Raw genomic sequence first — 13,882 nt, 5'->3', positions numbered from 1 at the left:
CGTATTCCCTTCTGTGCTGTGTGGTCGCCGTTTTGTCGTCTCGCCCCATGTGGGCCCTACGCACCGTTAACCCCACAGCACGTCCGAAACCGCATCGACCAAGTTAAGTCAGCGGACAGTATAGTTCGGCGCCTCGACGGTCATCGTGATGTCATGCGGATGGCTTTCCTTGAGCCCGGCAGCGGTGATCTGCACAAACTGAGCGTTCTGCAACTCTTCGATGGTGTTCGATCCGGTATACCCCATCGCCGCACGCAGTCCACCGACGAGTTGGTGTGTGACGGAACTCAGCGGGCCACGGTATGGCACCCGCCCTTCAATTCCCTCAGGAACAAGCTTGTCCTCAGAAAGGACATCGTCTTGGAAGTAGCGGTCCTTCGAGAAACTCTTCTGCTGACCGCGTCCCTGCATCGCTCCGAGTGATCCCATTCCGCGGTAGCTCTTGAACTGCTTGCCGTTGACGAAAATGAGCTCACCTGGCGACTCAGCCGTGCCGGCTAGGAGCGAACCCAGCATTGCGGTGGATGCACCCGCCGCGAGAGCCTTAGCAATGTCGCCTGAGTACTGCAGCCCACCATCAGCAATGACCGGAACCCCTGCAGCCTTGCAGACCGCAACGGCTTCCAAGATCGCCGTTACCTGCGGCGCACCCACTCCTGCAACAACACGAGTTGTGCAGATCGAGCCCGGGCCGACACCGACCTTCACTGCGTCTGCCCCGGCCTCTACGAGCGCAGCAGCAGCTTCTCGCGTTGCCACGTTTCCGCCGACGATTTCTACGCGGTCACCGATTTCCTTCTTCAGGCGTGACACCATCTCGAGCACTCGCCGGTTATGCGCGTGAGCCGTATCAACGATGATGACGTCAGCCCCTGCTTCACCAAGCAGCATTGCTCGCGACCAAGCGTCGTCTCCGACACCAACCGCGGCACCGACAAGCAGACGCCCATCAGTGTCTTTTGTGGCGTTAGGGTGCTGCTCCGTTTTAACAAAGTCCTTCACCGTGATCAGGCCGCGCAACTTGCCCTGGCCGTCAACAATCGGGAGTTTCTCGATCTTGTGGCGCCGGAGGAGCCCGAGGGCTGCTTCCGCCGTCACTCCTTCGCGAGCAGTAATCAACGGCATCGGTGTCATGATCTCCGAGACCGGTTGCGATTGATCAACCTCAAAGCGCATATCACGATTGGTGACAATGCCAAGAAGCATGCCCGCATCGTCAACAACGGGCAGCCCCGAGATGCGGAATCGCGCACACATCGCGTCAACTTCTGAGACGGTGTGCGACGGGGAACAAGTTACTGGGTCAGTAACCATTCCCGCCTCTGATCGCTTTACCGTCTCAACTTGGGCGGCTTGGGCCTCTGCGGACAAGTTGCGGTGCAAAACGCCCATCCCACCCGCACGCGCCATTGCAATCGCCATCCGGGCTTCAGTGACGGTGTCCATCGCTGAGCTGACAAGCGGAACATTCAACCGAATGCGCTTTGTGAGTTGGCTCGATGTATCTACCTGGCTGGGAATCACGTCTGATGCCGCAGGGAGCAGCAACACATCGTCATACGTCAGACCAATCATCGCGACCTTGCTAGGGTCGTCTCCGCCTGTATGAGCACGCTGTAATGAGGTGGTCATGTCGAGAGACCTTCCTTAATCTGCTTAACTTCCCCGCCGAATATCCCCATAGCGTAGGCAACAAGGACGAGTGTTTGCGAACTGACAGCTCACGACGAAGCGGTCCCCACCATCATAGAGGGCGAATCAGGGTGGTGCGGTCACGCGATTCCGACTGGCAAACTCAGTGAATCCACAGCGTTTTCATGGCTCAGCCACGGCTTCGGGTCGCCGCGCAATGCAACACTGGACGCATTGAAAGACATCCTCACTCAGCCCAAGGTGCGGGCATGCAGGTGATTCTGCGAGCAGAAACCCGCCGTTTACCGCGACTTTGTGCAATTTTTTAAATCTAATTGCGCCGAGAACTGCGAACCGGTGGCGAAATGCCCCCACTTCTCAGTACGGTAGTAGTCGTGCGCGATCACATACCACCTGGTTTACCACCGGATCCCTTCGCAGACGATCCGCAGGACCCCGCTTCAGCCCTGGATTCATTGGACCCAGGGCAACCACTTGACCCGCACGAGCGCATGGCCATTGAGGAAGACCTGCAAGACCTTGCAGTGTATGAGGCTTTGCTTTCTCACCGCGGAGTTCGGGGACTTGTAGTTCTGTGCGAGGACTGCCAGCGCGACCATTTCCATGATTGGGACATGTTGCGCGCAAACCTTGTGCAACTGCTTACTGACGGAACGGTCCGCCCCCACGAGCCCGCCTTCGATCCAAATCCAGAGGCGTATGTCACCTGGGATTACTGCCGTGGCTACGCGGATGGCGTCATGAGTGATGTGTCCCCGCAGAATCGTGGAATCTATCGTTCGTGGCTGCAGGGTGGCAGCTAGCCGGGTCGCAGTCGGCTTGGTCGCAGTTAGCACTGAACCTACTCACGTCAAATACTTGTGACCACTGCTGCGCATAAAGTCCACTATCACTCACTGCATTCTATTTGAGCGATGTTCTGTTCGAGCAACAGTTTCCAACAAGAATGGCCTTGGGTTCCTGATAGCAGGAGCCCAAGGCCATTCTTGTTGATTGCATGGTCCGGACTGTGCCTGGCGCTGCAACGGCCAGCCCTAACTAGCTGCCGTTTCGGTCCTGTGATTCGTCCGATTCGGTAGGAAACGGTTCATTACCTGTCGTCACCTCGAGTGACCTTCGCACTTCATCCGACAACGGTGCTGACGCAGTTGTCGTGGGCAACCGAGACGAAGTTGGTTTCGGGGTCGTTGTGGTGCGCTGGGTGGTCGTCGTTGGATTGGCAGTAGTCGTCGGAGCCGCAGTCGTAGGTGCACCGGAAGCCGTTGGCTCGCCGCCGTTCGGTTCCGTTGGACCAGCACCCCCCGGATTGGTCGGGGTAACCGGCAGCGGCAACTCGGTTATCGGCGGCCACGGGATGATCGACATTATTTCAGGCGGAATAGTGAAAGGAGGCTGCGGCAACTCCGACGGCAAAACTGGCAGCCCGGTAGGCAGGTCGGGAAGCCCAGTAGGCAGTCCTGGAAGTCCGGTAGGCAACCCTGGCAACGTAGTCGAGGGCGGCGTTGTTCGATCCCGCTCTGTCGTCGTTATCGGAGCAACTTCTGGACGATTCGGGTGTCGTTGCAGGTCCTCGTTCAGCTTGTGAAACTTGGAGCTGAGTTCATCCTGCTCAGTACCGTCGACGGCGCTGATCTTTGGGGCGAGTTCGCTAAGAATTCGTTCGACTCGTTCGACGTCGCCCGATTCGAGCGCCCGCTCCGCCTGGATGAGCTCTTCCCATAGACCGGCCACCATGATGGAAGTTTCGTCGGCGCCGTGAATTTGCTCGCGGAAACCCCATAGCGGGTCACCGGGTTGGGCACTCTGGGATAGCACTGCAAGACCGCCGAGCACGACAGCTGCTGCGGCTGCAACTCCTGCTACTGACGTCAGCCATCGAGTGCGTCGAGCCGGTCCGGCATTGCGTCGCGCAGACAACTCCGAAACTCGAGCGCCTTGGGTGGGGAGACCACTAACTGGCCCCGCCGATGCCTCTGCAGCTTGCTGAATCGTCGTCGCGCCGGTGAATTCTCCGGCAGCCCCGCGGCCCCCAGCCTCCATTGCTTTAATGACGTCATCGATTGAAGGGCCCGCTGGAATTGGAGTTGACGTAATCTCATCTCGCCATTCCCCAAGCAGCGCAGCAAGCGCTTCTTCATCCTTTGACGAAGCTTCTCCCCCGGCACCTGACGCAAGCGCGCTGAGAAAAGTATCAGCACCTAGCAGGTCACCAATATCGGGGAGCGATGCGCCACCGCTTCCCCCTGCCCCTTGAGTTGGGACTCCGTCTTCTGGGGTCCCACTCGTCGGAGCTTCGTGATCGCGGCCGACGCCGTCACCGGTCATTCCGTTGTCCTCGCGCCTAGCCATCGATTTCACCTACTCTCCCCATTGATTTCTTCAATTTCGCTAAAGCTCTGTGTTGTGCAACTCGGACAGCACCTGCGGTACTGCCGATCAGTTCTGCGGCTTCGGCAGCCGATACACCCTCAATAACGCGCAGAATGAGAATCTCCCGCTGTTCCGGCGACAGGGAGTCGAGTAACTCCTGCACTCGTCGAGAAGATTCGCTCAACAGAGCGACATCCTCTGGACCTTCTGCACCAGACGCGAAATCCGGCATATCGTCCGTAGGATCCTGGCGGTTCCGTGACGAACTGCGATGGGCATCTGCGACTTTATGGGCAGCGATTCCGTATACAAAGGACATGAAAGGTCGCCCCTGGTCTTTATACCGGGGCAGGGCCGTCATGACTGCCATGCATACCTCCTGCGCCACATCGTCTGCGGAAACATTGCCGCGCTCCCCCATTCCGATCCGAGCCCTGCAGTATCGGAATACTGGGGGTCGAATTGCTTCCAAAACAGATGAGAGAGCAGCCCTGTCGCCTTTGCTGGCTTCGGCGACGGCAAGACTTAATTCCTCATCTGACATGTTCATCGTCAGACGAGGTGCAGGTGTTACACGCGACGTTGCAGAATCGCGAACACCATTGCTGGAGGTGTCCTTGGCATCGCCAAGGTTGTGGGGCTTAGACATACGTATAGGTCGCACCAATGGTTCGCCAGGATCGTTTTGGTATCCATACGACAATACCGGTCTCCTCTGACATTCCCGACACGGGCAACAGTCCACCAATCTATTCGATGCGTCCGCCACGTCGGCTTAGCTCTACCGCGTACGCCCTACCAGTCTGCCTCCATTTTGTCCGCTTCGCAGGCAAGTCCGCACCTAACAGAATTTGAGTGGAGACCCAGGCTAGCGGCAGGAACTGGCCTGCAACTGCCGCCGTGTGGCATTCGAGGGCCTCACTCCGAGCGAAGTTCTGTTCGCCCACCGCGGCATGTGTGGCAGAAAGTATGAGCGAGGACTTGATCTTGTGCCGAACCGAAGGCCCCTGCAGCGCCTGTTCTACAGCCAGTCTGGCGTATGGCAACGCCGCGTCTGGGCTACCCGCAAACAAGAAATACTCAGCGCGCACCCAGTTCAGCCTGAGACTCTGCCGCCACAGTTGCGGCAGGTCGTTCTGATCGACGACAGCGGAAACTTGTTCGAGCATAGGAAGCGCGCTAGAAAACCGGGCGCTGCCGATCATGTCGGCGGCAAGCCCGGTCATTGCGTCGCACCACGCTTCGAGGGTTCGAATGGCGTCGGGATCAGAGCTCACGTCATGCGAACTGTGCAGTGCGGAGCGATCGGCAGCGGTTAGCGAGACGGCCGCACCGTCCAAGTTTGCCGACTGTCGATAGCGTCCCAGCTGTCGATGCAGTGACGCTGCTGTGCTGAGTGCGAGGGATCGCTGCGCACGGTAACTGGTGTTAATGGGAGAAAGTTCGCGGAGTAGTTCGCCTAGCTGGCTCCACGCTGCGGCGTAGAACCCTTGGGCTCCGGTTTCAACGGCCTCGCTCCATCGAGCACGCAGCGATTCAGTCATATTGCTGGTCTCCAAACCTCATGCGGCGCCATCTGGGAAGTGCGCGCTTGTCGAGAAGCAATGGTCCCGCATCGCATGCCATGCCCCTAAAACAGAATCTTGTTCATATTTGCGTAAACTGATTTTAAACTTTTGGAAACTATATGATTGTGGGTTCGCGATTGCAGCAATGTGATTTAGATCAAATTGACTTATTGGAAAATACTTCGAGCTAAAACTATCTCAAAATTGAGCAAGTTGAGCAGCTTCACAGAAACCATCAACTACCTGCACCTATGGACCACTGTCGATCAATTGAATGACAGGATAATGCAGCTCTAAGCATATTTAGAATCTCAACACCTGGACACTTTCCTACAGGGTGTCACCATCGGGGCTTGACTCTATTTCTTAAGCCACCCTAATGTAGTTCTCAGTCCAAAGATCGTGTGCAAAGGCCCCGCTCGGGGCTAATTCCGAGAATGTTTCGGACATGTAGTGCAAGGAGAAATCATGCCTCAGCCGCACCAACTTCCCGGACCGGTCATTGAACTCTGGGATTGGCAACGGGACGGACTGTGCAGAGGCGTCGATTCCTCCGTGTTTTTCCATCCAGATGGCGAACGCGGTCGAGCACGACATGAACGCGAACTCCGGGCAAAAGCGCTGTGCCACCAATGCCCCGTGCTAGCAGAATGCCGCTCACACGCACTAGCAGTCGGCGAACCTTATGGCATCTGGGGTGGGATGTCAGAAACAGAACGCGCTCACCATCTCAAGCACCGTCGCTCTCGCGACATCGCTTAGTCGAATATTCTGCCTAGCACCATCTCGCACTGAAACGACAGTGGTGCCGACGCGAATTGCCTTCGCGTCGGCACCACTGTTCTTAGCTGCCTAAACTAGCCCGCCTGGGCACTACTTACCGATGTCGGTCAGTGCGCGTGCCCATGCCCATGGCTGTGCTCTTCGTTCGACTCTTCTGGTTGTTCGACCACTGCACTCTCTGTGGTCAGAACCATCCGCGATACAGACGCAGCGTTGACGACTGCGCTACGGGTGACTTTCACTGGGTCAATTACACCCTGCTCAACGAGGTTGCCGTACTTCAGGGTGGCGGCGTTGAATCCTTCGCCAACTCCAAGTTCGGCTACGCGTTCTGCCACGACGGCACCGTCGAGACCAGCGTTACGCGCGATCCAATGAAGGGGCGCGCCCAGAGCTTCGCGAACCACGCGCACACCAATGGCTTCGTCGCCGGTGAGCCCTAGGTCATTTTCGAGCGCCACGCGTGCTTGCACGAGCGCGCTGCCGCCGCCGGGGACGATGCCCTCTTCGACTGCGGCTTTCGCTGCGTGGACTGCGTCCTCAACGCGGTGCTTACGTTCGCGAAGTTCCGTCTCTGTCGCAGCACCAACGCGAATCACGGCAATGCCGCCAGCAAGTTTCGCGAGACGCTCTTCGAGCTTTTCGCGATCCCAGTCTGAATCAGCGCTGTCGATCAGGCGACGCAGTTGCGCTGCGCGATCTGCTACTGCGTCATCAGTGCCAGCACCATCAACGATGACTGTGCTGTCTTTGGTTACAACGACACGGCGTGCGTGGCCGAGGACGTCGAGGCCAGCATCTTTGAGGTTGAGCCCGACATCGCTGTTGATAACCTGCGCGCCAGTGACGATTGCGAGGTCTTCGAGGAATTCCTTGCGCCGGTCGCCGAAGAACGGAGCCTTTACCGCCACAGCCTTGATGGTCTTACGCACCGAGTTCACCACGAGGGTGGACAACGGTTCACCATCGACGTCCTCAGCAATGATGAGCACGGGCTTGCCTGTGCCTGCGATTTTTTCAAGGAGCGGCAGGAAGTCAGGAAGTGAGCTGATCTTTTCGCGGTACAGAAGAACGTGCGCATCCTCAAGAACGGCCTCTTGCGCTTCGACGTCGGTGAGGAAGTAAGGCGACAGGTATCCCTTATCGAACTGGACACCTTCGGTGACGTCGAGGTCAGTGAGGAGTGAGGAGGACTCTTCCACTGTGACAACACCGTCGACACCGACGCGGCTCATTGCGCGAGCAACGAGTTCGCCGATTTCTTCATCCCGCGAGGAAACAGTCGCGACCTGGGCGATAGCGGATTCGCCTTCCACAGGAATTGCAACATTCACGAGGTGAGCTGCCACTGCGTCAGCCGCCTTGGCGATGCCTGACCCGACTGCCATGGGGTTAGCACCGGCAGCGACGTTGCGTAGCCCAGTGTGAATGATTGCCTGCGCGAGAACTGTTGCGGTTGTTGTACCGTCGCCTGCCACGTCATTAGTTTTGGTGGCAACAGACTTCACGAGTTGAGCGCCGAGGTTCTCGAAAGGGTCCTCGAGGTCGATTTCCTTGGCGATTGTGACACCGTCGTTTGTCACGACAGGACCACCGAATGCTTTAGCGAGAACGACGTTACGGCCGCGGGGCCCCAACGTAACCTTCACTGCGTCTGCGAGAGCATCTACGCCGCGTTCGAGCGCGCGGCGTGCGTCCTCATTGAACTTAATCTGCTTGGACATATTGGTCTCTATGCTCCTGAGGTTTTCTATAGTGCTGCGCCCCGGGGCTAATGCCTCAGCTCCGGGGCGTGCATGCGTTGTCAGATCACCAGTGAAAGCTTCACTGAGAAACTGTCATGATGAAACTGTCACTTAGAAACGACAGCGAGAATATCGCGCGCCGAAAGAATGAGGTATTCCTCACCGGCGTATTTGATTTCAGTTCCGCCATACTTGCTGTAGATGACAACGTCACCTTCCTGCACGTCTAGCGGGATTCGCTTTGCTCCTGCATCATCCCAGCGGCCTGGGCCTACTGCGATAACGGTGCCTTCCTGAGGCTTTTCTTTAGCCGTATCAGGAATAACCAGACCAGAAGCTGTTGTAGTTTCAGCTTCGTTCGTCTGGACGAGGATCTTGTCCTCAAGCGGCTTAATGTTCACGCTCGCCACGTTGAACCCTCCACGTTTCGGATGTGATGCCCGATCAATCGGACAACTTGGTTCGTTCTACGATTCGCGACACGTCTTCGAGCCCCGTCGTCGCGGGAGCCGGGACCAATTCAGCGTCATCTAGCACTCTATACGTGAGAGTGCTAGCACTCAAGGCGGACACCCATTAATGTCGATCAGCTAGCAGCGAACACTTCTATATTTGGCTCACCTGCACTGACAACGCAGGGTTCGTCGCGACCGACAACGACGATGGTTCCGCTCCCGCGTGAATCAAGTGCGCACCAAGAGACGCAATCATTGCGCCGTTATCCGTACATAGCCGCGGCTTGGGAACCCGCAGCTCAATCCCAGCAGCATCGCACCGGCTCTGCGCCAGTTCCCTCAAACGAGAGTTCGCAGCCACTCCCCCACTGATCACCAGGGTTCCAACCCCAAGATCGGTAGCTGCACGGACGGCCTTCATAGAGAGCACATCAGCCACAGCTTCCTGGAATGACGCCGCAACATCAGCGCGGTCCACAACTTCCCCACGTCGATGCGTCGTTTCGACGTACCGAGCAACAGCAGTCTTCAACCCTGAAAACGAAAAAGCATGCCGACTATCACGCGGACCAGTCATGCCGCGGGGAAACGCAATGGCATCGCGATTGCCTTGCTTCGCAAGGGCATCAAGAACAGGTCCACCTGGGTAGCCGAGCCCTAGCAGCCGCGCAACCTTGTCATACGCCTCGCCCGCCGCGTCATCCATAGTCGCGCCGAGCTCAACCAACGGCTGCCCAAGAGACGGGACGTGCAGCAGGCTTGTGTGGCCCCCCGAAACTAGCAAAGCCACGCAAGGAGGCAACGGGCCATGCTCCAACGCATCCACTGCGACATGGCCGCCTAGGTGATTGATCGCGTAAAACGGCACACCCCACGCAGCCGCATATGCCTTTGCTGCCGCCGCACCGACCAGCAAAGCGCCAGCCAAACCAGGACCGATTGTGGCTGCAATGGCATCTGGACGTTCAATTCCTGCTGCCGCCAACGCGCGCCGCATCGTAGGAACCAAGGCTTCCAAATGTGCTCGTGATGCTATTTCCGGTACCACACCGCCATATCTGGCATGCTCATCGACGCTAGATGCGACCTCGTCAGCCAACAGCGTCACATTCCCCGAATCGTCTCCCGCCAGCTTGACAGAAACAACACCGACCCCAGTTTCGTCGCAGGAACTTTCCAACCCCAGCACAGTGATGTCTTCACGACCCGCCCACATGTTCACGACGCGGCCCCCTCTCGTTTCATCACGAACGCGTCCGCCCCGCTCGGTTCGTAATACCGTTTACGCAATCCAACGATGACAAAGCCCACACTCGAATACAACCCTTGAGCTGCCTCATTGTCCGTGCGGACGTCAAGGAACACCGGGCCGCCATGCACATCAGCTACAGCCAGCAGATCGTCGAGGAGCAGGCGCCCTATACCTTTTCCCTGATGCTCCGGCGCCACACCAATCGTATGCACCTCATTTTCGGGGTCCGAAGCCGAACCGAGCAAGGCTATCCCCGCATACCCGACTAGCTTCCCCTGAAGTTCCGCGGCGACATAGTGATTGGCGCCATTTTTGAGCTCCTGCACAAACGCCCACGCAGGCCACGGGTTATCACGGGAGAAAAGAAGTCGTTCCAACCTCGCGCACGCATTCGCATCTGCCGCCACGAGCGGACGCAACTGTACAACTGACTCTTGAAACTCAGACACCATATTTCCAGCTACCGGGAGGGTTTTTCATCGCGCTCGGCTCAGTCGCGTCAGGGCGCCGCAAATACATCGGGACCAACGGCTCTGGAACCTCACCCGCACGTATCGCTGACGCAGCCACCGCAACTAGGCCCCGCGGTGTCGGTGTTTCCACATCAATACTGCGCACATCAAACATCTCAACATGCTGGGCCGACCCTGCAATCCAGCTCGCTGGCTCAACCACGAGTTCCGCGGGCTTCACCACTCCAGGTCCGGCGATTCGGCGCCCTTGGTCGTAGTGCGCCCAATACACCTCGCGTCGCCGCGCATCCGTCACCACCAACAACGGACCATCCAGCACTTCGGTGAAGGCAACTTCGGCAGCAATCGCGTCCAGGCTGCACACTCCGTACACCGGCACACCGACTGCGTCCGCAAATGCTGCGCCAGTGACCATGCCAACTCGCAAACCGGTATATGGCCCTGGGCCCTGCCCGACGACCACAGTGGATAATTCAGAAACATCGCGTCCAGCTTCAGCGAAGCACTCCACTATCTGAGGTGTAAGTACCTCGGCATGAGCACGAGCATCGACCGTCACACGTCTGGCGACCTCACGAACTTCATCAACATCTGAGTCAAGCCACACGAGCCCAGCGGTAACGGCGGGGGTAGACGTATCGACGGCAAGAATAAGCACGATTACTGAGGGTACCCGGCAATTCCGCAACTATTGGTGCAGCACCCATTCCCAACGAACTGTGCGAACATCGTCATCCGAGTCGCGTGACAACTCGACCTGCAAGTGCCGATCGGTGAGTCGTTCCACGAGACCCTCACCCCACTCAACAACAAGGACCGCGTCATCGAGTTCGGTATCAAGATCCAACGCGTCAAGCTCATCTAACGCGAGATGTGCGTCATGGGCACGTTCCGCATCACCAAGCAACCTGTACAGGTCCGCGTGCACCATCGCGACAGCCGGACCACCCCCGGGCCTAGATCTCCCGGCACGGTGTTCCCGCGCAATGATGAACGTCGGCGAACTCACCTTGCCCTCGACGCCGAGGCCTGCAGCAATGCCGCGCGCTAACGCCGTCTTTCCCGCCCCTAGTGGGCCGGAAAGGACCACTACATCACCTGCGACGAGTCCAGCTGCTAACCGATGGCCAAACTCCTCGGTGTCCTGAACGGTCGGCAACTGCTCTGAATACACCCGCAAACGACCTTTCCGACCTGGAATGTTCCAACGAACGCTTAATCAAGCGCTCCAACGCCTCGCTCACCACTTGTGGCTGTTCCATCTCTACCATGTGGCCTGCCTTCGGAACTCGCAGCAATTCTGCATGCGGCAACGCCTCGGCAATGGCGACTGAATTTCGGAACGGAGTCACCATATCGCCATCGCCGCACACTACCAACGCGGGCAGCGGTTTTAGAATCGGCAAGGCCAACGACTCATCGTGCTGTTCCAGCGCGGCCAAGAAATTCACCATCGTTATCAAGTTAGTTTCGTTCGTCATCCGCTCCGAGAAACGAGCAACCTCGGGCGAAATACGACGATCGCCGTACGACGTCACTTTCAAAATCGGCGACATCAGCGGGCGGATAGCATCACGGCTCTGTTGAATCATCGCAGGTGCTGCCTTCACAGCAAGTTGCGCAGCCTTGATCGCCGGAGTGTCCAACATGCGGGCAACGCCAGCATCAGATAGCCCACTCGCAGCTGTCGCGACCAACCCAACACCGATGACGCGTTGTTTCACCAGTTCTGGGAACTGGCGGGCAAAAGCCAACACAGTCATGCCGCCCATGGAATGGCCGACAAGGATGACCGGACCGGTCGGCGCCTTGGCTCGATAAACCGCAGCAAGATCACGCCCCAGTTGCGGAATGGTGGAAGATTCGGGCGTGGGCATACCGGATTGCCCATGACCTCGCTGGTCATAAAACACCAAGCGAACTTGAGTCCCAAAGGCCTTTTCAAGGTCGATCCGCTGAAAGTGCCAGGCCCCCATATGCAGGCAAAAACCATGAGCGAAGATCACCGTCAACGGTGCATCTGGTGGCCCCACTTCGCGGACGTTAAGCAGCAAGTGATCATCAGTGACCACGAAGCTTGCCCGGTCAGTTTGCATCAACCGAAAATCGTGCTCAGGGGCGAGGCGTGGAGCAGACCCATCCCGCGACTTGCGTGACAATGACCGGCGGGCCGCATTCGCTGCTCGCTTTCCCGCGTTTGCAGCGGTAGTCCGCTTACGACGTCGGTTCCGATGGTCCGGCGCGGTGCGCGCTCGGCTCGCACTGCCTGACGGGACAGATTCTTCAACATCACCCGCGGTAGCAGCGGGACGTGAACCTTTATCAGGCCGGGACATCTCAGGCCGTGACATCTCAGGCACTGGCATCGAACCCCACACCCGCAGGATCACAATACGTACGCACCGCTCGCCCCTTTATCCCAGTCACCACTTCATAGTGGATAGTGCCCAGCGCATCTGCCCATTCTTGTGCCATTGGCCCCCCTTGTGCTCCCGTGCCAAACAGTATCGCTGAATCCCCTTCGCGCACCTCGGTAGCCCCTGCCCCCAGGTCAACCACAAACTGATCCATGCATACGCGCCCCACCGTTGGGTAGCGCCGACCGCCAAGCATTACGTCAAACTTTCCTGTGAGGTTTCGAGGAACCCCATCGGCGTACCCGGCTGGAATCAGCGCCACAGTAGTATCGACCGGCGCTGTCCACACGTGACCGTAGGACACACCTTCGCCAGCAGCGACCTTCTTCACCAAAGCCACCTGGCCTCGAACTGTCATTGCAGGTATGAGGCCCATCTGACCGCGCTCCGGCACCGGAGACAACCCATACAGCGCAATTCCTGGCCTGACCATGTCGAACCTCAAGTCTGGTCGCGTCATCGTCGCTGCCGAATTTGCTACGTGAATGATCCCGGGATCAATCCCATGCCGCTCCGCGTCCGAAACAGTGTCCCGAAACCGAGATACCTGAACATCAATTACTGGGTGATCAGGTTCATCGGCGTGAGCGAGATGAGTGAAGAACGACGTCACGACAACGGCTTCGTCAGCGACCGCACGAGCGAGATCATCACGTAGCGCTGGCCAATCATCGGGCGAGACGCCATTTCGGTTCAACCCCGAATCGACCTTCACCGCCACCTTCGCTTGAATTCCAGAGGTGCGGGCAGCCGACAACAGTCCGGCGAGGTGCCGCGGAGACGCCACCGCCACACTGATGTTCCGTTGTAGCGCTGGCGCAAAGTCCGTTTCGGGAGCATGCAACCAGCACAAAATGGGCGCGGTCACCCCCGCGTCGCGGAGTTGCACGGCTTCCGCCACCGTCGCCACGCCAAGTTCAGCGGCTCCAGCGGCGAGCGCCGCACGAGCCACAGGTACAGCACCGTGCCCGTAACCATCAGCTTTGACCACAACCATGACGGCTGCGTCGCCCGCGCACTCCTGCAGGACCGCAGTGTTCGACGCAATAGCACCGAGGTCTATGGACGCTTCAAACTGTGGGGAGTTCACAATGCAAATCCTGCCATCTCGGTGGTGATGCTTTAGCAACTGAGGTCAGCGTGGCGCGCACACCTCCGGGCGATAT

14 protein-coding genes are annotated in these 13,882 nt (G+C 58.1%); 2 read left to right on the top strand and 12 right to left on the bottom strand.

Features of this window, described 5'->3' with window-relative positions; translation table 11 throughout:
* Positions 1-108 precede the first annotated feature (108 nt).
* Positions 109-1,632 carry an IMP dehydrogenase gene (gene guaB / locus IEW73_RS08330; RefSeq protein WP_188673246.1) on the bottom strand — a complete coding sequence of 508 codons (1,524 nt, stop codon included), beginning with the start codon at positions 1,630-1,632 and terminating at the stop codon, positions 109-111.
* A gap of 395 nt (positions 1,633-2,027) precedes the next feature.
* On the opposite strand from guaB, the gene IEW73_RS08325 reads away from it, so the two are divergent.
* On the top strand, positions 2,028-2,456 hold the full coding sequence (locus IEW73_RS08325; RefSeq protein WP_188673243.1) for a DUF5319 domain-containing protein: 429 nt from the start codon (positions 2,028-2,030) through the stop codon (positions 2,454-2,456).
* A gap of 235 nt (positions 2,457-2,691) precedes the next feature.
* Here IEW73_RS08325 and IEW73_RS08320 read toward each other — a convergent pair whose 3' ends face one another.
* The 3 genes from IEW73_RS08320 to IEW73_RS08310 form a co-directional block, all read right to left on the bottom strand.
* Positions 2,692-4,002: an anti-sigma-D factor RsdA gene (locus IEW73_RS08320; RefSeq protein ID WP_188673240.1), complete on the bottom strand. Its 1,311-nt coding sequence runs from the start codon at positions 4,000-4,002 to the stop codon at positions 2,692-2,694.
* Entirely contained in the window at positions 3,995-4,573 is a 579-nt protein-coding gene (locus IEW73_RS08315; protein WP_188674899.1) for a sigma-70 family RNA polymerase sigma factor, read from the bottom strand. The genes IEW73_RS08320 and IEW73_RS08315 overlap by 8 nt, the downstream gene beginning before the upstream one ends.
* Before the next feature lie 199 nt (positions 4,574-4,772).
* Positions 4,773-5,567: a hypothetical protein gene (locus IEW73_RS08310; RefSeq protein ID WP_188673237.1), complete on the bottom strand. Its 795-nt coding sequence runs from the start codon at positions 5,565-5,567 to the stop codon at positions 4,773-4,775.
* Positions 5,568-6,059: 492 nt separating this feature from the next.
* Here IEW73_RS08310 and IEW73_RS08305 point away from each other — a divergent pair, with 492 nt between their 5' ends.
* Positions 6,060-6,353, top strand: coding sequence for a WhiB family transcriptional regulator (locus IEW73_RS08305; protein WP_188673234.1), 294 nt, complete (start codon positions 6,060-6,062; stop codon positions 6,351-6,353).
* 128 nt (positions 6,354-6,481) lie between these two features.
* Here IEW73_RS08305 and groL read toward each other — a convergent pair whose 3' ends face one another.
* From groL to alr, 8 genes are all read right to left on the bottom strand, one after another.
* On the bottom strand, positions 6,482-8,098 hold the full coding sequence (gene groL / locus IEW73_RS08300) for a chaperonin GroEL (RefSeq protein ID WP_188673230.1): 1,617 nt from the start codon (positions 8,096-8,098) through the stop codon (positions 6,482-6,484).
* Between the two features lie 128 nt (positions 8,099-8,226).
* Positions 8,227-8,529 carry a co-chaperone GroES gene (gene groES / locus IEW73_RS08295; protein ID WP_149360598.1) on the bottom strand — a complete coding sequence of 101 codons (303 nt, stop codon included), beginning with the start codon at positions 8,527-8,529 and terminating at the stop codon, positions 8,227-8,229.
* 196 nt (positions 8,530-8,725) lie between these two features.
* Positions 8,726-9,769 (bottom strand): tRNA (adenosine(37)-N6)-threonylcarbamoyltransferase complex transferase subunit TsaD, encoded by a 1,044-nt coding sequence (gene tsaD, locus IEW73_RS08290; protein ID WP_188674896.1) that lies wholly within the window; start codon positions 9,767-9,769, stop codon positions 8,726-8,728.
* 23 nt (positions 9,770-9,792) lie between these two features.
* On the bottom strand, positions 9,793-10,278 hold the full coding sequence (gene rimI / locus IEW73_RS08285; RefSeq protein ID WP_188673227.1) for a ribosomal protein S18-alanine N-acetyltransferase: 486 nt from the start codon (positions 10,276-10,278) through the stop codon (positions 9,793-9,795).
* Positions 10,268-10,957, bottom strand: coding sequence for a tRNA (adenosine(37)-N6)-threonylcarbamoyltransferase complex dimerization subunit type 1 TsaB (tsaB, locus tag IEW73_RS08280; protein WP_188673225.1), 690 nt, complete (start codon positions 10,955-10,957; stop codon positions 10,268-10,270). Before tsaB ends, rimI begins: the two co-directional genes overlap by 11 nt.
* Positions 10,958-10,987: 30 nt before the next feature.
* A complete protein-coding gene (gene tsaE / locus IEW73_RS08275; RefSeq protein WP_241012238.1) occupies positions 10,988-11,479 on the bottom strand; it encodes a tRNA (adenosine(37)-N6)-threonylcarbamoyltransferase complex ATPase subunit type 1 TsaE in 492 nt (163 codons plus the stop codon).
* Positions 11,394-12,665, bottom strand: a complete 1,272-nt coding sequence (locus IEW73_RS08270; RefSeq protein ID WP_229675873.1) for an alpha/beta fold hydrolase — start codon at positions 12,663-12,665, stop codon at positions 11,394-11,396. Before IEW73_RS08270 ends, tsaE begins: the two co-directional genes overlap by 86 nt.
* Positions 12,652-13,806 carry an alanine racemase gene (gene alr, locus IEW73_RS08265; RefSeq protein ID WP_188673222.1) on the bottom strand — a complete coding sequence of 385 codons (1,155 nt, stop codon included), beginning with the start codon at positions 13,804-13,806 and terminating at the stop codon, positions 12,652-12,654. Before alr ends, IEW73_RS08270 begins: the two co-directional genes overlap by 14 nt.
* Positions 13,807-13,882: the final 76 nt, after the last annotated feature.

The organism is Hoyosella rhizosphaerae (assembly GCF_014643175.1).
Taxonomy (GTDB): Bacteria; Actinomycetota; Actinomycetes; order Mycobacteriales; family Mycobacteriaceae; genus Lolliginicoccus; species Lolliginicoccus rhizosphaerae.
The sequence above is the reverse complement of the archived record's forward strand: the minus strand, read 5'-3'. Positions and strand labels throughout refer to the sequence as shown.